At 66.0% G+C, this 20,275-nt stretch carries 14 protein-coding genes; 6 read left to right on the plus strand and 8 right to left on the minus strand.

Annotation, left to right across the window (positions count from 1 at the left end; genetic code table 11):
- Positions 1-13: 13 nt before the first annotated feature.
- A complete protein-coding gene (locus NX068_RS08070) occupies positions 14-685 on the minus strand; it encodes a choice-of-anchor E domain-containing protein (RefSeq protein ID WP_263460774.1) in 672 nt (223 codons plus the stop codon).
- Positions 686-958: 273 nt separating this feature from the next.
- A complete protein-coding gene (locus NX068_RS08075; RefSeq protein WP_263460775.1) occupies positions 959-1,654 on the minus strand; it encodes a GntR family transcriptional regulator in 696 nt (231 codons plus the stop codon).
- Between the two features lie 332 nt (positions 1,655-1,986).
- On the opposite strand from NX068_RS08075, the gene scpA reads away from it, so the two are divergent.
- The 4 genes from scpA to accC all read left to right on the plus strand — a co-directional run bounded on the left by scpA (position 1,987) and on the right by accC (position 8,966).
- The gene (gene scpA / locus NX068_RS08080; RefSeq protein ID WP_263460776.1) at positions 1,987-4,152 is read left to right on the plus strand and encodes a methylmalonyl-CoA mutase; all 2,166 of its coding nucleotides are present in this window, start codon (positions 1,987-1,989) and stop codon (positions 4,150-4,152) included.
- An 87-nt stretch (positions 4,153-4,239) separates the two neighbouring features.
- Positions 4,240-5,250 carry a methylmalonyl Co-A mutase-associated GTPase MeaB gene (gene meaB, locus NX068_RS08085; protein WP_263460777.1) on the plus strand — a complete coding sequence of 337 codons (1,011 nt, stop codon included), beginning with the start codon at positions 4,240-4,242 and terminating at the stop codon, positions 5,248-5,250.
- Positions 5,251-5,308: 58 nt separating this feature from the next.
- Positions 5,309-6,841 carry an acyl-CoA carboxylase subunit beta gene (locus tag NX068_RS08090; protein ID WP_263460778.1) on the plus strand — a complete coding sequence of 511 codons (1,533 nt, stop codon included), beginning with the start codon at positions 5,309-5,311 and terminating at the stop codon, positions 6,839-6,841.
- Between the two features lie 136 nt (positions 6,842-6,977).
- Positions 6,978-8,966, plus strand: coding sequence for an acetyl-CoA carboxylase biotin carboxylase subunit (gene accC / locus NX068_RS08095; protein ID WP_263460779.1), 1,989 nt, complete (start codon positions 6,978-6,980; stop codon positions 8,964-8,966).
- A gap of 104 nt (positions 8,967-9,070) precedes the next feature.
- Here the strand turns inward: accC and NX068_RS08100 are convergent, their stop codons facing one another.
- The 3 genes from NX068_RS08100 to NX068_RS08110 form a co-directional block, all read right to left on the minus strand.
- On the minus strand, positions 9,071-10,186 hold the full coding sequence (locus NX068_RS08100; RefSeq protein WP_263460780.1) for an HlyD family secretion protein: 1,116 nt from the start codon (positions 10,184-10,186) through the stop codon (positions 9,071-9,073).
- A 65-nt stretch (positions 10,187-10,251) separates the two neighbouring features.
- Positions 10,252-11,970 carry an MFS transporter gene (locus NX068_RS08105; protein ID WP_263460781.1) on the minus strand — a complete coding sequence of 573 codons (1,719 nt, stop codon included), beginning with the start codon at positions 11,968-11,970 and terminating at the stop codon, positions 10,252-10,254.
- 103 nt (positions 11,971-12,073) lie between these two features.
- Positions 12,074-13,954 carry a methyl-accepting chemotaxis protein gene (locus tag NX068_RS08110; protein WP_263460782.1) on the minus strand — a complete coding sequence of 627 codons (1,881 nt, stop codon included), beginning with the start codon at positions 13,952-13,954 and terminating at the stop codon, positions 12,074-12,076.
- 466 nt (positions 13,955-14,420) lie between these two features.
- Between NX068_RS08110 and NX068_RS08115 the strand changes: the two genes are divergently transcribed.
- Complete coding sequence (locus NX068_RS08115; protein ID WP_263460783.1) at positions 14,421-15,827, plus strand: KamA family radical SAM protein; 1,407 nt, start codon at positions 14,421-14,423, stop codon at positions 15,825-15,827.
- Between the two features lie 97 nt (positions 15,828-15,924).
- On the plus strand, positions 15,925-16,785 hold the full coding sequence (ypfJ, locus tag NX068_RS08120) for a KPN_02809 family neutral zinc metallopeptidase (RefSeq protein WP_263460784.1): 861 nt from the start codon (positions 15,925-15,927) through the stop codon (positions 16,783-16,785).
- 91 nt (positions 16,786-16,876) lie between these two features.
- Here the strand turns inward: ypfJ and NX068_RS08125 are convergent, their stop codons facing one another.
- The 3 genes from NX068_RS08125 to NX068_RS08135 all read right to left on the minus strand — a co-directional run bounded on the left by NX068_RS08125 (position 16,877) and on the right by NX068_RS08135 (position 20,274).
- Complete coding sequence (locus NX068_RS08125) at positions 16,877-17,356, minus strand: VOC family protein (RefSeq protein WP_263460785.1); 480 nt, start codon at positions 17,354-17,356, stop codon at positions 16,877-16,879.
- Between the two features lie 96 nt (positions 17,357-17,452).
- Positions 17,453-18,181, minus strand: coding sequence for a response regulator transcription factor (locus tag NX068_RS08130; protein WP_263460786.1), 729 nt, complete (start codon positions 18,179-18,181; stop codon positions 17,453-17,455).
- Positions 18,178-20,274: a PAS-domain containing protein gene (locus NX068_RS08135; RefSeq protein ID WP_263460787.1), complete on the minus strand. Its 2,097-nt coding sequence runs from the start codon at positions 20,272-20,274 to the stop codon at positions 18,178-18,180. The genes NX068_RS08130 and NX068_RS08135 overlap by 4 nt, the downstream gene beginning before the upstream one ends.
- Between the last annotated feature and the right edge of the window lies 1 nt (position 20,275).

The following is a 20,275-nucleotide window of genomic DNA, read 5'->3' on the forward strand; positions in this document are numbered from 1 at the left end:
CGCGGCTGGCTTGTCAGGCCTTCTTGCGACGCAGGGCGCCGAGGCCGATCAGACCGAGGCCCAGCAGAGCCAGCGAACCGGGTTCCGGCACGTTGTTGGTCGGCGGGGTATCGTCGTAGGTGTAGGTCACCTTGGCACCGCAACCGGCAACGGTTTCTTGCGTCACAGTGATGTTGCCGCCACCACCGACTTGGTTGTTGCTCACCAGGCTTTCGCACTTCAGATCGAGAGCGCCGCTGCCAATGAATGCAGCGAAGTTTGCGGCGTCAACGCTCAGGATGACCGAGTCGCTGACATCGGTCGTACCCAAGTCGTAAGTTTGACCGGCAGCGATGCTGATCTGGCCGAGCGCGTTCGAGCCCGGGATGGTGCCGGTGTTGAACAGCTCGAGCGAAATGATGTCGCCGATGGAGCTGCCCGAGAAAGTCAGGAACAGTGTGCTGGTGAAGCCGAAGTTCTGGGCTTGGGCTGCGCTGTTGAGAATCGAAGCCGACGAAATGGCTTGACCGAACAGTTCGATCGAAACCGAGTTGAGCGTGCCAAGGCTGGAGTCGAACTGGCTAAGGCCGAGATTTTGATTGATTTCAGTGGTCTGCAGCGACAGCGGAACGTCGTACGAGATCACGGCAGCGTTGGCTCCGGCAGCCAGGGTGGCGAGAGCGATGGCAAAAGCGGTTTTTTTCATGACTTTTTGGTACCTGTTCAAATGGCTCAGGGCCGTTGAGTGGAATGCTGGCTCATCTAAGCATGGACCGTGCCATATTTATTAAGTGCTTGTTGGCAAATGGTTTATTTTTTTGGCATGAGATTCAGATGCTCTCGTTGTAAAGAAAGCCGACATCGATCTCCGTTCATGCCGAATGTGCCTGTCACAGGTGACGCTGTCTTGCCGCGTGATGCAATCCGGCTGGCGTCAGCATTTCAATCATGCCAATGAAGAGAACTGGCGCGGCACCGCCTAGCCATCCGGCGTTGCGACACGCTCGGGCTGCTTCGTTCGGGCGGCCGCGATGCGTGCCACGGCCTCGCGGCCGCTGCGGATGTGGGCACGCATCAACGACTCGGCCGCGTCGGCGTCGCGGGCCGTCAGTGCGCCGAGGATGGCGCGGTGCTCGGCCAGCGACTGTTCGAGCCGGCCTTCCGAAAACAGTGAGTGGTGGCGCGACAGCTTGATGACCTTGCGCAGGTCCTCGATCACGTGCATCAGCCAGTGGTTGTCGGCGAACTCCTGGATGGCGCGGTGAAAGCTCTGGTTGGCTTCGAAGAAGCCTTCGATGTCATGGGCTGCGGCAGCACGCTCGAGTTCCGCATGTATCGTCTTGAGCTCTTCCAGTTGCTTGTCGTTCGCGCGGCCCACGATCGTGCGCGCGCATTCCCCTTCGAGCAGTGCCATGACGGAGAACACCTCGTCCAGGTCGCGCTCCGATATCTCGGTCACGTAACAGCCGCGGCGCGGCTTGAGGGTCACCAGTCCTTCGGAGGCGAGCACTTTCAGCGCTTCGCGTAGCGGCGTGCGCGAGATGCCGTAGTGCTCGGCCAGCGCCTGTTCATCCACCCAGGTGCCGGGAGGGAGTTCATGCGAGAAGATCCGTTCGCGCAGGCGTTCGGCGACTTCCTGATAGAGGGCGAGTGGAGCGATGCGGGATGCTTTCATGGGTGGCATGTGGACAGAGAGTGTTTACCGTGTCTTGGCCGGCTTTTGGAGGTAGCCATTATCGCCCTGTTGCATCGTGTTTGCGTTCATAATTATGGATAAAGTATTATTCAAGGGTTTGCAACCAGTCACTCCCTCACGCTGCACGGCATGGGAGGCGTCGGGCGATGAACCGGCGAGCAGGAGAGGGACCGTGCAGTGCGATGGGGCGTCGACGGCCGCTCGTGGCATCGCGCCGCGAGCGGCGCCGTCGCCGCAAGCGCCGACCGGGTTGCGTCACCACCCTGATATTGAACTGCCGCAGTAGCGGCGCCTGAGTCCAAGAGGTTTCCATGTCGAACGCCAATGAGCCGATCTACCCCCAGCCCGATCTGGAGGCCTGGAAGAAGGCCGCCGCCAAGCATGCCCCCGACGGCGACATCGAAAAGCTCAACTGGATCACGCCCGAAGGCCTGAGCGTCAAGCCGCTGTATACGAAGGCCGATACCGAGAACCTGCTGCACGCCGATACGCTGCCCGGCTTCGAGCCTTTCCTGCGCGGTCCGCAGCCGACCATGTATGCCGTGAAGCCGTGGACGATCCGCCAGTATGCCGGCTTCTCCACTGCAGAGGCCTCCAACGCCTTCTACCGCAAGGCGCTCGCCGCCGGCGGCCAGGGCGTGTCGGTGGCCTTCGACCTCGCTACCCACCGCGGCTACGACTCCGACCATCCGCGCGTGACCGGCGACGTCGGCAAGGCCGGCGTGGCGATCGACTCGGTCGAGGACATGAAGATCCTGTTCGACGGTATTCCGCTCGACAAGATCTCGGTGTCGATGACGATGAACGGCGCGGTGCTGCCGATCCTGGCCGGCTACATCGTCGCCGCCGAAGAGCAGGGCGTGCCGCAGGACAAGCTGTCGGGGACCATCCAGAACGACATTCTCAAGGAGTTCATGGTCCGCAACACCTACATCTACCCGCCGACGCCATCGATGAAGATCATCGCCGACATCTTCAAGTACACGTCGGAGCACATGCCCAAGTTCAACAGCATCTCGATCTCGGGCTACCACATCCAGGAAGCGGGCGCGAACCAGGCGATCGAGCTGGCCTTCACGCTGGCCGACGGCCTGGAATACGTGCGCACCGGCATCAGGTCGGGCATGGACGTTGACACCTTTGCCGGCCGCCTGTCCTTCTTCTGGGCGGTGGGCATGAACTTCTATCTCGAGATCGCCAAGATGCGCGCCGCGCGCCTGCTGTGGTGGCGGATCATGAAGCAGTTCAATCCCAAGAGCACCAAGTCGATGATGCTGCGCACCCACTCGCAGACTTCGGGCTGGTCGCTGACCGAGCAGGATCCGTACAACAACGTCGTCCGCACCACCATCGAGGCGATGGCGGCGGTGTTCGGCGGCACCCAGTCGCTGCACACCAACGCGCTGGACGAGGCGATCGCGCTGCCGACCGAGTTCTCGGCCCGCATCGCGCGCAACACCCAGATCATCATCCAGGAAGAAACCCACATCTGTAACGTTGTCGATCCCTGGGCCGGTTCCTACATGATGGAAAAGCTGACCCAGGACATGGCCGACAAGGCCTGGGCGCTGATCGAGGAGATCGAAGCCATGGGCGGCATGACCCAGGCGGTCGAGTCCGGCTGGGCCAAGATGAAGGTCGAGGAGTGCGCGGCCGACAAGCAGGCGCGCATCGATTCGGGCAAGGACGTCATCGTCGGCGTCAACAAGTACAAGCTGGCGAAGGAAGACCCGATCGAGATTCTCGACATCGACAACCATGCGGTGCGCGAAGCGCAGATCGCCCGCCTCAACAAGATGCGGGCGACGCGCGACAGTGCCGCGGTGCAGGCTGCGCTGGATGCGCTGACCAGGTGCGCCGAGGCCGGCGAGGGGAATCTGCTCGACCTGACGGTGAAGGCGATCCGCCTGCGCGCTTCGGTGGGCGAGGTGTCGGATGCAATGGAAAAGGTCTTCGGCCGCTTCCGCGCCAACCCGCAAGCCGTGTCCGGTGTCTATGGAGCCGTCGTGGAAGAACAGGAAGACTGGAAGGCCTTGAAGGCCGACATCGAAGCCTTCATCGCCGAAGAGGGCCGCCGCCCGCGGGTGATGATCGCCAAGCTCGGCCAGGACGGCCACGACCGCGGCGCCAAGGTGGTGGCCTCGGCCTTCGCTGACCTCGGTTTCGACATCGACATCGGCCCGCTCTTCCAGACGCCGGAAGAAGCCGCGCGCCACGCGGTCGAGAACGACGTCCATGCGGTAGGCTGCTCCAGCCTCGCCGCCGGCCACAAGACCCTGGTGCCGCAGATCGTCAACGAACTGAAGAAGCTGGGCGCCGACGACATCATCACCTTCGTCGGCGGCGTGATTCCGGCACAGGACTACGATGCGCTGTATGCCGCCGGCGCCAAGGGCATCTTCGGCCCGGGCACGCCGATCCCGACCGCCGCCCGCGAGGTGCTGAAGCAGATCCGCGCCGCACGCAAGGGCGCCTGAGCCGGCGCATGCCGATGGTCGCGTGAGGCTGAACTGCCCACGCGGCCTGCGCCGACCGATGCACCAGCAGCCCCGAAGCCGATGAACATGCCTGAACTTCCGTCCCCAACGAACACCGCGAACGCCGGTCTCGATGCCGCCGACCGCAGCCTCGTCGAGGGCGTGACCGCGGGCCAGCTGCGTCCGCTGGCCAAGACCATCACGCTGATCGAGTCGCAGCGCGAAGATCACAAGCTGCGCGCCCAGCGCGTACTCGAAGCCCTGCTGCCGCATACCGGCAAGGCGATGCGGGTGGGCATCTCCGGCGTGCCGGGGGTGGGCAAGTCGACCTTCATCGAGGCGCTCGGGCTGTACCTGATCGAGCAGGGCCTGCGCATCGCGGTACTGGCTGTCGACCCGTCATCCTCGGTCACCGGCGGCTCGATCCTCGGCGACAAGACGCGCATGGAGCTGCTCAGCCAGAACCCCGCCGCCTTCATCCGCCCCAGCCCTTCGGCCTGCAGCCTGGGCGGCGTGGCCGAGAAGACGCGCGAGTCGATGCTGGTGTGCGAGGCGGCGGGTTTCGACGTCATCATCGTCGAGACCGTCGGCGTCGGCCAGAGCGAGACCGCGGTGGCCGGCATGACCGACATCTTCTGCCTGCTGCAACTGCCCAATGCCGGCGACGACCTGCAGGCGATCAAGAAGGGGATCATGGAGATCGCCGACCTGATCGTCATCAACAAGGCCGACATCGACCCGGCCGCGGCGATGCGGGCCCGCTCGCAGATCAAGACCGCGCTGCACATGCTGCGCCCGGCCAGCCCCAACTGGACGGTGCCGGTGCTGACCTTGTCGGCGCTGCACAACCAGGGGGTCACCGAGTTCTGGACGGCGGTGACGGATTACCGCAAGGCGCTGACTGCGTCGGGCGAATTCGCCGCCAAGCGCCAGCAGCAGGCCATGGCGTGGATGTGGGAGCTGATCGACTCGGGCTTGCGCAGCCGCTTCCGCAACCACCCGCTGGTGAAGCAGGAATTGCCCGAACTGGCGCGCGCAGTGAAGGAGGGCAGCACCACGCCCTCGCTCGCCGCCCAGCGCCTGCTCGGCCATCTTTGAATCGAAGAAAGCGGGGGCCACAGGCACCCGATCCATACGATCTGACAGGAGATCATCAATGCAAGACATCATTCGCCAACTGGAGGAGAAGCGCGAGAAGGCCCGCCTCGGTGGCGGCCAGAAGCGCATCGACGCGCAGCACGCCAAGGGCAAGCTGACCGCCCGCGAACGCATCCAGCTGCTGCTCGACGACGACAGCTTCGAAGAGTGGGACATGTTCAAGGAGCACCGCTGCAGCGAGTTCGGCATGGATGCCGACCACACGCCGGGCGACGGTGTGGTGATCGGCTACGGCACCGTCAACGGCCGTCTGGTGTTCGTGTTCTCGCAGGACTTCACCGTGTTCGGCGGCTCGCTGTCCGAAACCCACGCCGAGAAGATCTGCAAGGTCATGGACCATGCGATGAAGGTCGGCGCGCCGGTGATCGGCCTCAACGACTCGGGCGGCGCCCGCATCCAGGAAGGCGTCGATTCGCTCGGCGGCTATGCCGACGTGTTCCAGCGCAACGTGCTCGCGTCCGGCGTGGTGCCGCAGATCTCGCTGATCATGGGGCCGTGCGCCGGCGGTGCGGTGTATAGCCCGTCGATGACCGACTTCATCTTCATGGTCAAGGACTCGTCCTACATGTTCGTGACCGGCCCCGAAGTGGTGAAGACGGTGACGCACGAGGAAGTCACCGCCGAGGAGCTGGGCGGTGCCGTGACCCACACGACCAAGTCGGGCGTGGCCGACCTCGCTTTCGAGAACGACGTCGAAGCGCTGATGATGACCCGCCGCCTGGTCGGCTTCATCCCCGGCAGCAACCGCGAGAAGCCACCCGCGGTGCCGGCCATCGATCCGGCCGACCGCCTGGACCAGTCGCTCGACACCCTGGTGCCGAGCAACCCGAACCAGCCGTACGACATGAAGGAAGTCATCTTCAAGATGGTCGACGACGGTGACTTCTTCGAGCTGCAGCCCGACTATGCCAAGAACATCATCATCGGCTTCGCCCGCATGGAAGGCTCGCCGGTGGGCATCGTCGCCAACCAGCCGCTGGTGCTGGCCGGCTGCCTCGACATCAAGAGCTCGATCAAGGCCGCGCGCTTCGTGCGCTTCTGCGACGCCTTCAACATCCCGGTGGTGACGCTGGTCGACGTGCCCGGCTTCATGCCCGGCACCGCGCAGGAATACGGCGGCATCATCAAGCACGGTGCCAAGCTGCTCTACGCCTACGCCGAATGCACGGTGCCCAAGGTCACCATCATCACCCGCAAGGCCTACGGCGGCGCCTACGACGTGATGTCGTCCAAGCACCTGCGCGGCGACGTGAACTTCGCCTGGCCGAGCGCCGAGATCGCGGTGATGGGGCCGAAGGGCGCGGTGGAGATCATCTTCCGCGAAGAAAAGAACGACCCCGCCAAGATCGCCGAGCGCGAAGCCGAGTACAAGCAGCGCTTCGCCAACCCCTTCGTGGCCGGCGCGCGCGGCTTCATCGACGACGTCATCATGCCGCACGAAACCCGCAAGCGCGTGTGCCGTTCGCTGGCGATGCTGAAGGACAAGGAACTGGAAAACCCGTGGCGCAAGCACGGCAACATCCCGCTCTGATCCGCGCACGAGGACATATTCATGTTTAAGAAGATTCTGATCGCAAACCGCGGTGACCAGCCGCGAAGCGGCGCAGCGACGAAGTCACATTGCCTTGCGGGCGAAGCACGCAGCGATTTCACCGCGGAGACCACGCATGTTTAAAAAGATACTGATTGCCAACCGCGGTGAAATCGCCTGCCGCGTCATCAAGACCGCCCGCAGGATGGGCATCGCCACCGTCGCGGTGTATTCCGAGGCGGACAAGGATGCGCTGTTCGTCGAAATGGCCGACGAGGGCGTGTGCATCGGCCCGGCACCGTCCAAGGAATCCTACCTGGTGATGGACAAGATCATCGCCGCCTGCAAGCAGACCGGCGCCGAGGCGGTGCATCCGGGCTACGGCTTCCTGTCCGAGAACGCCGAGTTTTCCCGCCGTCTGGAAGAGGAAGGCATCAAGTTCATCGGCCCCAAGCATTACTCGGTGGCCAAGATGGGCGACAAGATCGAATCCAAGAAGCTGGCGATCGAAGCCGGCGTCAACACCATCCCCGGCCACAACGAAGCCATCTCCGGCCCGGACGAGGCGGTCGAGATCGCGAAGAAGATCGGCTATCCGGTGATGATCAAGGCTTCGGCCGGCGGCGGCGGCAAGGGCCTGCGCGTGGCCTTCGACGACAAGGAGGCGCACGAAGGCTTCTCCGCCTGCGTCAATGAGGCACGCAACGCCTTCGGTGACGATCGTGTGTTCATCGAGAAGTACGTGCTGGAGCCGCGCCACATCGAGATCCAGGTGCTGGGCGATTCGCATGGCAACTACGTCTACCTGAACGAGCGCGATTGCTCGATTCAGCGCCGCCATCAGAAGGTGATCGAAGAGGCGCCCAGCCCCTTCGTCGACCCCGCGATGCGCAAGGCGATGGGCGAACAGGCCGTGGCGCTGGCGCGCGCGGTGAATTACGAGTCGGCCGGTACGGTCGAGTTCGTGGTGAGCGGCGCGACCAAGGAGTTCTACTTCCTGGAGATGAACACCCGCCTGCAGGTCGAGCACCCGGTCACCGAACTGATCACCGGTCTCGACCTGGTCGAGCAGATGATCCGCGTGGCCCATGGCGAGAAGCTCCCGCTCGGGCAGGTCGACGTCAAGCTCGACGGCTGGTCGATGGAATGCCGCATCAATGCCGAAGACCCGTTCCGCGGCTTCCTGCCCTCCACCGGCCGCCTGGTCAAGTTCCAGCCGCCGGCCGAAGGCAATGGCGTGCGCGTCGACACCGGCGTGTATGGAGGCGGCGAGATCTCGATGTACTACGACTCGATGATCGCCAAGCTCATCGTGCACGGCAAGGACCGGAACGAAGCCATCCAACTGATGCGCGACGCGCTGAACCACTTCGTGATTCGCGGCATCAGTTCGAACATCCCCTTCCAGGCCGCGCTGCTGCAGCATCCGCGCTTCTGCTCGGGCAACTTCAACACCGGCTTCATCGCCGAAGAGTACCCCCAGGGCTTCGACGCCTCGATGGTGCCGCACGACGATCCGGCGCTGCTGGCGGCGGTCGCCACCTTCGCCCGCATGCGCTACATCGAGCGCGCGGTGCAGATCGACAACCAGCTCGCCGGCCATGGCCGCAAGGTGCCGAAGAACTGGGTCGTGGTGATGGGCGGCAAGCACTATCCGGTGACGGCCCAGCACATCGATGGCGGCCTGTCGATCACCTACGAAGGCAGGACCTACGACATCCTGTCCGACTGGACCTTCGGCAACCTGCTGTTCACCGGCACCGTCAACGGCAAGCCGCTTGCGCTGCAGATCGAGCGCCGCGGCCTGCGCTACCGCATCTCGCACTTCGGCCTGCAGGTCGAGCCGATGGTGATGACGGTACGTGCCGCCCATCTGCTGTCGCTGATGCCCGAGAAGCTGCCGCCGGACATGTCGAAGTTCCTGCTGTCGCCGATGCCGGGCCTGTTGCGCGAAGTCGCCGTGGCCGAAGGCCAGGAAGTGAAGGCGGGCGAGAAGCTCGCCGTCATCGAGGCGATGAAGATGGAGAACCTGCTCAGGGCCGAGCAGGACGGCAAGGTCAAGAAGATCGTCGCCAGGCCGGGCGCCAGCCTGTCGGTGGACGAAGTCATCGTCGAGTTCGAATGAGTCGAGCGATGGACGTTTTTGATCGATAGGGAGGGAGATCCGGACGTCAGTCCGGGTGCCTGTCGGATCAGCGGGCCTGCGCAAGCAGGCCCGTTTTTTTGTGGCTACTGCGCCGCGCCGCGGGTATCGACCTCGGCGATCACCGACATGCCGGGGCGCAGGCGTTCGGCCAGCGGCTGATCGGGATCGAGGGCGATCTTGATCGGCAGGCGCTGCACGACCTTGGTGAAGTTGCCGGTGGCGTTGTCGGCCTTCAGCACGCTGAATTCCGAGCCGGTGGCGGGCGCGATTTCCAGCACCCGGCCGCTCAGCCGCGCGCCTTCCAGCGCGTCGACGGTGAAGCTGGCAGGCTGGCCCGGTTGCACGCGGGCCATCTGCGTTTCCTTGAAGTTGGCGATCACCCACAACGTACGCGGCACGACGAACAGCAGTTGCGAGCCTGCGGTGACGTACTGGCCCTTGCGCACGCCGATCTCGCTGGCCTGGCCGTCGCTGGGCGCATGCACGGTGGTGTTGTCGAGATCGAGGCGGGCACGTTCTAGCTGGGCGTCGGCCATTTCGACCTGGGCCTGCAGCGCATCGCGATTCACCATGGTGGCCTTGATCCGCTCGCTGGCGATGGCGATGTCGGCCTGAGCCTGTTCGACGCGGGTGTCGGCTTGCCGGGCGGCGGCACGGGCGTGGTCGAGCTGGCTGACCGATACCGCACCATCCTTGGCCAGCACCGCGCTGCGCTTCAGGTCGGTCCGGGCGCGCTCGGCTTCGGCCTCGGCAGCGGCCAGCGCGGCGCGGCTGGCCTGCAAGGCGGCATGGTTCTGCGCCTGGGTCTGCTCGGAGTTCGCCAACTGCGCCCTGGCGTTGGCGAGCTGGGCCTGTGCCAGCGCCAGCGCCGCTTCGTAGTTGCGGGTGTCGATCTTCACCAGCGCCTGGCCGGTCTCGACCTGCTCGTAGTCCTGCACCAGGACTTCGCTCACGTAGCCGCTGACCTGCGGCGCCAGTACCGTCACCTGGCCGCGCACGTAGGCGTTGTCGGTGGAAATGCGGCCGGTCTGGAAGGGCGGCAGGCTCCAGGCGCGCAGCACCAGCAGGATGCCGACCGTGGCGATGAGGACGGCGACCAGCGCACTGGCCAGTGTCGGCCGCAGCTTCTTGGGCGTGGGCGATGGGGACGAGGCGGGCGCGGAGGCCGGGGACGGGGGCTGTCGGGTGTCGTCGCTCATGATGTCTTGGAGTTATGTGGTGAGAGCGGATGAGGGGCGGGAAGCGCAGGGGGCATGCATTTGTACTATCGCACAGGGGCTGGCGGGGCCGCCTGCACCGGTGTGGCGTCGGTGCCGATCTCGGCATCGTCGGAGGGACGCCAGCGCTTGCGCAGGGCCGCGATGCCGGCAGCCCACTTGGCCCGGCGGGCCTGGAACAGCGCCCAGGCCAGGTAGCCGAAGCCGATCAGCGCGACGACGTGGAAGACGTCGTTGAAGGCGCGCACGTTGGCCTCCTGCCGCACGATCCGCGCCAGTTGGGCTGTGCCCTGTGCGGCCCGCTGCGCCGGATCGGTGATCTGGCTGGCGAGTGCCTGCTGCTGTTGCTGCAGGCGGGCGGCGACCTGAGGATCGGCGGGGTTGAGGTGCCGGGTGATGGCGACCGAATACGCCTGTTCGCGGTAGATCTGGTAGGTGCCGAGCGCGGCGGAGCCGGCCAGGCCGCCCAGCGTCTGCGTCATCGAGATTGTGATGATGACGGTGATCATGTAGTTCTGGCCCTGCTTGAGCCCCTGCACCAGGCCGAGCAGCATCAGCGGCCCCATGAAGATGCCGGCGCCGACGGCGGCGAGGAACTGGCTGAGGTAGAAATCCCCCGGACGGTCCAGGCTGCTGCGGTCGAAATCCAGCAGCGCCGCGGTGCCGAGCAGCAGCAGGGCCGCGATCAACTGGCGGCGCATGGTTTCCATGCTGATGGTGAGGGCCGATACGGCGATCCCGGCAAGCGTGCCGGCCAGGATGACGCCGAACAGCGGCTGCATCTGGTCGGCCGTCATGCCCAGCGTGCGCAGCATGCCGACCACGCCATAGCTCTGCTCGGTGGTCAGGAAGCGCAGCACGATGGCGCCGATGACGAAGCGCACGCTGGCGCTCTGGGTGAACCAGCGCGTCTGCAGCATGGGGTTGCGGCGATGGTGCTCCAGGTACAGCCCGGCGGTCAGCAGGATGATCGCCCCGACCAGCATCCAGGCCAGTTCCGGTGCATCGAACCACCAGCGCGTGGTGCCCTGCACCAGCACCGCCACCAGCAGTGCCACGCCGGGAATCAGCAGTGCCGCAGTGAGGAAATCCAGCCGCTCGAAGCTCTGGATGTGGACGCCGGTGGGCAGTTTCAGCAGCACCACGGCGGCGAAGGCGATCAGCGCCAGGCCGGCTTCGAGGTGGTACAGGTTGTGCCATTGGCCGTGGTCGAGCAGGCCGGGCGAGATGATCCAGGCCAGCGGCGCGGCCAGCTGGGTGATGCCGATGCCGAGCACCAGCATCTTCGGCACGTGGATGCGCGGCGCGGCCTGCAGCATGTACAGCGTGCACAAGGTGGTGCAGGCCGCTGCGGCGAATCCGCTCGCGGCGCGCAGCAGCAGCAGGCTCTGCGGGCTGCCGAGCAGCAGGTGCAGCACCGACAGCAGCGCATAGGCGCCGAGGCCGAGCTCGGTGAACAAGCGCATGCCGTACTGCTGGCGGAACTTGTAGATCAGCAGGTTGGCGGTGACGTTGAAGCCGATGTAGGCGCCCTGCAGCCACATCGCCTCGCTGGGCGTCAGTCCGGCCTGGCCCTGGATGGTGGGCAGGTTGGCGGTGAACAGCGCGTTGCCCAGCCCGCCGGCGAGGCCGACCAGCACGGCCACCAGCGCGTAGCAGGCCCGCTCCCAGGGCGGGTGGTCGATCATCGCCGGCGAGCCGGGCAGCGTGGGCTTCTCGTGCTCTTCCCAGTCGGGTGGGCGGCGCAGATAGACGGGAGCGCTCATGGTCGGTGCGGACGACTGTCTGGACCCGCCATGATGCCTGATGTCGCCCGGAAAGGAACGGCCCTGTCGGCCGTCCCGCCGGGCGAGTGTGCGCCCGGCGGGGCTAGATGCGGAAGCGGCTGACCAGCGCCTGCAGGTTGGTGGCGATGCCCTGCAGATCGTGTGCGGTCGTGGCCGTGTTCTGGATCGTGGCGGTGGTTTCCTCGACCATCTTGGCGATCTGCTCGACGCGCTGGGCGATCGCGGTGCTGGCCGCGCTCTGCTCGGTGGTGGCGTCGGCGACGTCGCCGATGCGTTCGAGGGTGCGCCGCGCGCCTTGTTCGATGGCGTTCAGCGATGCCGTCGCCGAGGCGGCCAGTTCGACGCCCTGCTGCACTTCCGGCAAGGCGGCGTTCATGGCGTCGACCGCGCCCACGGTATCGCTCTGGATGCCGACGATCATCTGCTCGATTTCGGTGGTCGCGGTCGAGGTGCGTTCGGCCAGCTTGCGCACTTCGTCGGCCACCACGGCGAAGCCGCGGCCCTGCTCGCCGGCGCGGGCGGCCTCGATCGCGGCGTTGAGTGCCAGCAGGTTGGTCTGTCCGGCGATTTCCTTGATGACGTTGGCGATATCGGAGATCTGGCGGGCGCGTTCGTCGAGTGCGCGGATGCGGGCCGAGGCGTCGGTGACCGTGCTGGCGATCTGCTGGATCGACTGGCTTGCCTGGCCGACGCGTTCCGTTCCCTGGCCGGAAAGCTCGACCGCGGCGACGGAGTCCTGCGCGGTTTCGCGGGCGCTGTCGGAAATGTTGCTGGAACTGACCGTCAACTCCTCGATCGCGGCGGCCATCGAGGCGGTGGCGTCGGACTGCTGCTCGGCCGCGCTGGCCACGTCGTCGGAGGCGCTGGCGATCCGCTGCGCGTCCGAAGCCAACTGGGTCGCGTCGCGGTGGATTTCGCTGATCATGCCGCGTAGCGAGACGACCATGTTGCCGAGCGTGTGCAGCAGGCTGCCGGGCCGGGCCTGGGCGATGTGAGTGGTGAGGTCGCCGCTCGCCACTTTCTCCATGATCGCCGCGGCCTCGCCCGGCTCGCAGCCGAGCGGGCGCAGCAGGTGGGTCACGAGCAGGATCAGCAGCACCAGGCTGACGACGACGCCGATGGCGGTGCCGATGACCGCCATCCTGGTCAGCCGGTCGGCCTCGGCCATGACGATGCTCTTGTCCAGCACCACGCCGATGTACCAGTCCATGCCCTGCAGCCTGGTCAGCGGGGTGAAGGAGACGAGCAGGGTCTTGCCGCCGCCGGACACTTCGCGCAGCGCGCCGTCCAGCGCAGGCGAGGCGCTGTCGAACAGTTCGGCGTAGGGCTTGCCGTTCATCTCGGCCCTGGGGTGGGAAATGATCTTGCCCGAGCGATTGAGCAGGAAGGCATGGCCGGCGCCGTTGAAATCGAGCGTGTTGATCGCGTCGGCGACCTGCTGCAGGCGGATGTCGCCGCCGAACACGCCGAGGAAGCGGCCGGCGTCGCTGATTCTGGCCACGGCCGAGATCAGCAGTTCGTTGGTGGTGCTATCGACGTAAGGCTCGGTCAGCACCGCCTGGCTGTTGTTCTTGCCGGTGGCGTACCAGGGGCGCTGGCGTCCGTCCCAACTGGCCGAGGGTTTCCAGCTGTCGAGGTTGCCGATGGGCTTGCCGTCGGCTTCCAGCGTGCCGAACACCAGGATGAACTCGTCCTTCAGCAGCGGAGCGCTGAAGACTCGCCGGTTTTCCTCGGGGCTGTAGCTGCTGTCAATGGTCTGCGCCGCCAGGTCGATCAGGCGGAGCTTGGCGTTGAGCCAGTTCTCGATCTGGCGGGCGAGGGTGGCGCTGGTTTCGGCGATGCTGGATTCCGTCTGGCCGTGCAGGGTGTCGCGCACCTGGCCGACCTGGGTCAGCGACAGCAGGCTGGTGGTGAGGAACAGGACGGTGGCGGCTGCAATGCCGACCTTGTGGGCTATTTTCATGGCGTTTCCGTTGGGAGGCAGGGGACGGAGTTGGTGTGGCGGCGGGACGGATGCAGGGTCCCGGCCGACAGCTTATCGGCCCGATTCGTGCGGGCTTTAGGTCGGCCTGCGAAAGCCGCGCGAAGCCGGCATTTTTCGGCGGCCGGGCGTGAAGTGGGTCACGCGGACGGGCGTTACGGCGATGAGCCGGGCCGGTTAATGTGGCATGCGGAACCAAACGCTGGCTCATCAGTCGCATTTACACAAATATACTTTGTGAAATAACATGCGCCCGTTTCCATCAAGCCCGCAACGCGGGCGCATGCTGGTCCGGACTCTGGTGCCTCTCTCATTTGCGCCGCCGGACTGCCTCCCTACTCCCTGACGACTGCCAGGCCTGAGCCCGAACGGCCCCGGTAGTGGAGCTGTGGGCGCCGTATCCGCAGCGGCCCGCGCATCGTCAGACCAGACTGAAAGGAGACGATAGATGAATGCGCAAGTGCAGACCCTGAAGCCGCGTTGGAGCATCGAGGAGGCGGCGCAGGCAGCTTTCGAGCCGGTGCCGTTCAAGGTATATACCCAGCGCGATCTCGATCGCATCGTGCAGCTTGGCAGGCTCTCCGCCGAACGGCGTTTCGAAATGAAGGTGGTGTCCTCGGTGCTGCCTTTCCGCGTCAACCAGTACGTCATCGACGAACTGATCGACTGGAGCAACATACCGGCCGATCCGATCTTCCAGCTCACCTTCCCGCAGCGCGGCATGCTCGCGCCGGAACATTTCGACCGCATCGCCGCGCTGCTGCGCAAGGGCGCCGACAAGGCCGAGCTGGATCAGGCCATCGCCGAAGTCCGCCACGAGCTCAATCCCCATCCGGCCGACCAGATGGAAATGAACATGCCGCGCGACGAGCATGGCAACCGGCTCGACGGCATCCAGCACAAGTACCGCGAGACCGTGCTGTTCTTCCCCAGCCAGGGCCAGACCTGCCACAGCTACTGCACCTTCTGCTTCCGCTGGGCGCAGTTCGTCGGTGACAAGGAACTGCGCATCGCCGCGTCCGAGGCCAGGACCCTGCACGACTATCTGCGCCGCAACAGCGAAGTCACCGACCTGTTGTTCACCGGCGGCGATCCGATGGTGATGAAGACGCGTCATCTGCGCGACTATCTCGAACCGCTGCTCAAGCCCGAGTTCGACCACATCCAGACCATCCGCATCGGCACCAAGGCGTTGACCTTCTGGCCGCACCGCTTCCTGGGCGCGGAGGATGCCGACGACCTGATCCGGCTGCTGACGCAACTGGCCGAGGCAGGCAAGCACGTCGCGCTGATGGCGCATTACAACCACTGGAAGGAGCTCGACACCGAGGCCGCGCAGGCGGCGATCCAGCGCATCCGCAGCACCGGCGCGGTGATCCGTGCGCAAGGCCCGCTGCTGGCGCACATCAACGACGATCCGGCGGTGTGGGCGAAGATGTGGAAGCTGCAGGTCAGGCTCGGCATCGTGCCCTACTACATGTTCGCCGAGCGTGACACCGGCGCGCGCGCCTACTTCGAAGTGCCGCTGGCGCGTGCATGGGAAATCTACCGCGAGGCCATGCAGCAGGTGTCCGGCCTCGGCCGCACCGCACGCGGCCCGAGCATGAGCGCCAGCCCCGGCAAGGTCGAGATTCAGGGCGTGGCCGAGATCGCCGGCGAGAAAGTCTTCGTGCTGCGCTTCATCCAGGGGCGCAACCCGGACTGGGTGCAGCGCCCCTTCTTCGCCCGCTATGACGAGGAGGCGACCTGGCTGCACCACCTGAAGCCCGCCTTCGGTGAGGAAAAGTGGTTCTGGGAAGACGAGTACGAAGCGATCCGCAGCGACAAGCTCGCTGCGGCCGGGCTCGCCGAATAGAGCAGTAGTGCTCGGTCCCGAGTGTTCGGGGCTTTTCCCTCTCCCGCATTGCGCGGCGGCGGAGTAGCATCCGCCCACGTGCATGCGGGAGCGAGCGATGGATTTTCGTAACGGCAGGGAAAGCCGCAACGTCGAGGACAGGCGCGGCCAGCGCGCCGGCTTGGGCGGACGCGGCAAGATCGGCATCGGCACCATCCTGCTGGCGCTGGTGGCGATGTATTTCGGCGTCGACCCGAGCGTGGTGCTCGACAACGCTGCGGTGGTGCAGTCGCCTTCGGGGATTCAGCCCGATGCCAGGCGGCCGGCAGCCGAGAACGAGCTTGCCAGCTTCTCTGCCAAGGTGCTGGCCGAAACCGAGCAGACCTGGGGGGCGATCTTCCGCGCTTCCGGGCAGCGGTACCAGGAGCCGACGCTGGTCCTGTTTACGGGGGCGACGCGCAGCGCCTGTGGCGTGGGGCAAGCCCAGATGGGACCGTTCTATTGCCCGGCCGACAGCAAGCTCTATCTGGATGTGTCTTTCTTCGACGAACTGAGCCGGCGCTTCGGAGCACCTGGCGATTTCGCCCAAGCCTACGTGATCGCGCACGAAGTCGGCCATCATGTGCAGAACCTGCTGGGCGTCTCGGGCAAGGTGCAGCAGGCCCGCCAGCGCCTGCCGGAGCGCGAGGGCAACCAGTTGTCGGTGCGGCTCGAACTGCAGGCCGACTGCCTAGCCGGCGTGTGGGCCCACCATGCCGTGCGTCAGCAGCAGATCATCTTGAGGGAGGGGGACGTCGAAGAGGCGCTGCGCGCTGCCACGGTCATTGGCGACGACCACATCCAGAAGCAGACCCAGGGCTACGCCGTGCCCGACAGCTTCACCCACGGCAGCGCTGCGCAGCGGGTGCGCTGGTTCCGCACCGGGCTGGAGCGGGGCGATCTGCGCGAGTGCGACACCTTCTCGGCGGCTGCGCTGTAAACCGGGCTTCGGGCAGGGCAAGAAGAAGGGCTCCCCCGGTGGTGGCGGGAGCCCTTCTTCCGATCATCCGCGGCGCGTTCTGCCGCGGCGTTCAGCCTGCCATCCTGGCGAAGGCTTCTACCACTTCCGCCGGCGCCTGCACCAGTTCGACCAGCACGCCTTCGCCGCCGATCGGGAACTCGTCGCTGCCCTTGGGGTGCAGGAAGGTGATGTCGTAGCCGGCGGCGCCGCGGCGGATGCCGCCGGGGGCGAAGCGCACGCCGTTGGCGCCGAGCCACTCCACTGCCTTGGGCAGATCATCCACCCACAGGCCGACGTGGTTCAGCGGCGTGGCATGCACGGCCGGCTTCTTTTCCGGATCGAGCGGCTGCATCAGGTCGACTTCGACCTTGAACGGGCCGCTGCCCATCGCGCAGATGTCCTCATCGACGTTCTCGCGCTCCGAGACGAAATTGCCGGTCACTTCCAGGCCGAGCATGTCGACCCACAGGGTCTTGAGCTTTTCCTTGCTGGGGCCGCCGATGGCGATCTGCTGGATACCGAGGATCTTGAACGGGCGCGGGGAGGGCATGCAGGACTCCGAAGTTCGTTAATCAATAACTCATAATTATGAACCGGAAGCCCGCGCTTGAAAACTGCGGCGCCTGGAAGCCCTGGGACATGACCCTCAACGCCAGGCGACCTGTGCGGCGAACAGGTAGCCTGCGCCGTAGACGGTCTTGATCAGCTTCGGATTGTGCGGGTCGTCGTCGAGCTTGCGCCGCAGCCGCGAAATGCGCACGTCGATGCTGCGGTCGAAGGGATCGACGTCGCGTTCGCCCAGCAACTGCTCGCGCGACAGGATCTTGTTGGGGCGGCGCAGCAAGGTCGCGAGCAGGCCGGCCTCGGCGGCCGACAGGCTGATCTCGCGCCCATCGGGGGCGGTCAGGGTGTGGCGGTTGCCGTCGAATTCCCAGCCGGCGAAACGGGCGATGTGCGTTTCTCCCGTGCCTTCCGGCGCGGCCGAGCGCTGGTAGCGACGCAGGATCGAGCGAACGCGGGCGATCAGCTCGCGCGGCTCGAAAGGCTTGACGATGTAGTCGTCGGCGCCGAGCTCGAGGCCGAGCACGCGGTCGGTGACGTCGTTGCGGCCGGTCAGGATCAGCACCGCGCAGGGCGTGCCGTCCTGCAACTGGCGCACGACCTGCATGCCGTCCATGTCGGGCAGGCCGAGATCGACGATGCACAGGTCGGGCGACTGGACGCGGGCACGTGCCAACAGCTCGCGCCCGGTGCTCAGGTGTTCGTGGCGGAAGCCGTATTCCGCCAGGCTGGCGCAGATCAGGCGGGCGATGTCCGGCTCGTCTTCCAGGACGAAGATCAGCGGCGAGGGGGAGTCCGGGAGGCTCGTGGTCATGTCGGGCTTTCCTTCGTGGCCGGATTCGTGGAGTGGATGGAGGTGTCGGTGTCGGCGACCTGCGTCGCAAGCGCAGCCAGCGCGGCTGCCAGCGCCGGCGGGTCGAAGGGTTTGCGCAGCACCGGCAACTGCGCGGCGGTGTCGCCGCCTTCCGGCCGTTCGCCGGTATAGCCGGTGACGAGCAGGATGGGCAGTGCCGGGCGCAGCATGCGTGCCCGCCGGGCGAGTTCGTGGCCATCCAGGCCGCCCGGCATCACGGTGTCGCTGACCAGCAGCGCGATGTCGTCGATGTTCTCCAGCAGCGCCAGGGCTTCGACGCCGTCGCCGGCCTCGATCACCGGATAGCCCAGCTCGGTGAGCTGCATGCGGATGACCTTGCGCACTTCGGGTTCGTCTTCCACCAGCAGCACCGGGCCGCCTTCGTAGGCGGGGAGAGGCTGCGCGGCAGCCTGCGGCGAAGGGAGGGAAGCGGCCGGCTGCGTCATCGGCAGCACGAAGCGGACGTTGGTGCCTTTGCCCGGTGTGCTCAGGATGCGGATGTTGCCGCCGGACTGGCGCACGAAGCCATACACCATCGACAGCCCCAGGCCGCTGCCGCTGCCGAAGGGCTTGGTGGTGAAGAAGGGCTCGAAGACGCGCGCCAGCACGGCGGGCTCGATGCCCTTGCCGGTGTCGCTGACGTCGATCTGCACGTAGTCGCCGGGCGCCACTTCGACGAGCCGGGCGAGGGCGCCGTCGATGTGGCGGGGCTGGACGGCGATCGACAGCGTGCCGTTGCCGGCCATCGCATCGCGTGCGTTGATCGCCAGGTTGAGGATGGCGTTTTCCAGCTGGTGAGGGTCGGCGAGGGCGTGGATCGGCGTGTCCGGCAGGTTCAGGCCGACGGTGACCGTCTCGCCCAGCGTGCGCATCAGCAGCTGCGTCATGTTGCGCACCAGTTCGCCGACTTCGATGGCGGCCGGCTCCAGCGTCTGGCGGCGCGAGAAGCTGAGCAGGCGCCGGATCAGTTCGGCGCCGCGCTGTGCGGCCTGCAGCGAGGGATCGACGTATTTGACGCCGTCGCTGCCCGCCAGCCTGCCCTGCAGCGCCGACAGGTTGCCGATGATGATCGTCAGCAGGTTGTTGAAGTCGTGCGCCAGGCCGCCGGTCAACTGGCCGACCGCTTCCATCTTCTGGGCCTGCACCAGCGCGGCCTGGCTGGCCTTCTGCTCGGTGATGTCGGTGGACATCACGAAATAGCCGCGAAAGCCGCCTTCGAGCGAGACGTCGGGAACGACCACGCTGCGGGCATGCACGGTCTGGCCGCCGGCGTTCTTGCGTGCGTACTCGTAGCTGACGCGCTCGCCGGCTTCGGCCTCGTGCAGATAGCCGTCGATGACGGGGTAGAGTTCCGGGCCGAAGACTTCCTCGACCGAACGGCCGACGATGCCATCCTTGGTCAGGCCGAACCATTCGGCGTAGGCGCGGTTGGCGAAGCGGTAGCGGCGGCCGGCATCGACATGGGCGATCATCGCCGGAATGGCGTCCAGGATCAGCCGCATGCGGCCTTCGGACAGGCGCAGCGCGCCGGCGATCTGGTCGATCTCGCGGTTGGCCTGCTCCAGTTCGGCAGTGCGTTCGTGAACCCGGGCTTCGAGGCGGGCGTTCTGTTCCTGGATCAGCGCTTCGGCGCGGCGCTGCTCGGTGATGTCGGTCCACAGCGAAACGAAGCCGAGGTTGGGGATCGGCACGCCGCGCACAGCCAGCACCCGGCCGTTGGGGCGCACGCGCTCGACGTAGTGAGGCTCGAAGGAGCGCGCCGCGGCCATTCGCGCCGCGACCAGCTTTTCGGTGTCACCTTCGCCGTATTCGCCGCGCTCGGCATTGAAGCGTACGAAAGCTTCGAAGGGAGTGCCGACCCGGAACAGCGGTTCGGGAAAGTCGAGCAGCCGTTGCATGGCCTTGTTCCACGTCACCAGCTTGGGCGTGGCGTCGAACACCGCGATCGCCTGGTCGAGCAGGTCGAGACCGGCCATCAGCAGGTCGTGCCGGCGGCGCTGTTCCGGCGACGGGCCGGGCAGTTGAGGGTCGTTTTCGGCGGGTGGCTGCGCCATG

Origin of the sequence: Thauera carbonicopians (assembly GCF_025699485.1) — a bacterium.
Taxonomy (GTDB): domain Bacteria; phylum Pseudomonadota; class Gammaproteobacteria; order Burkholderiales; family Rhodocyclaceae; genus Thauera.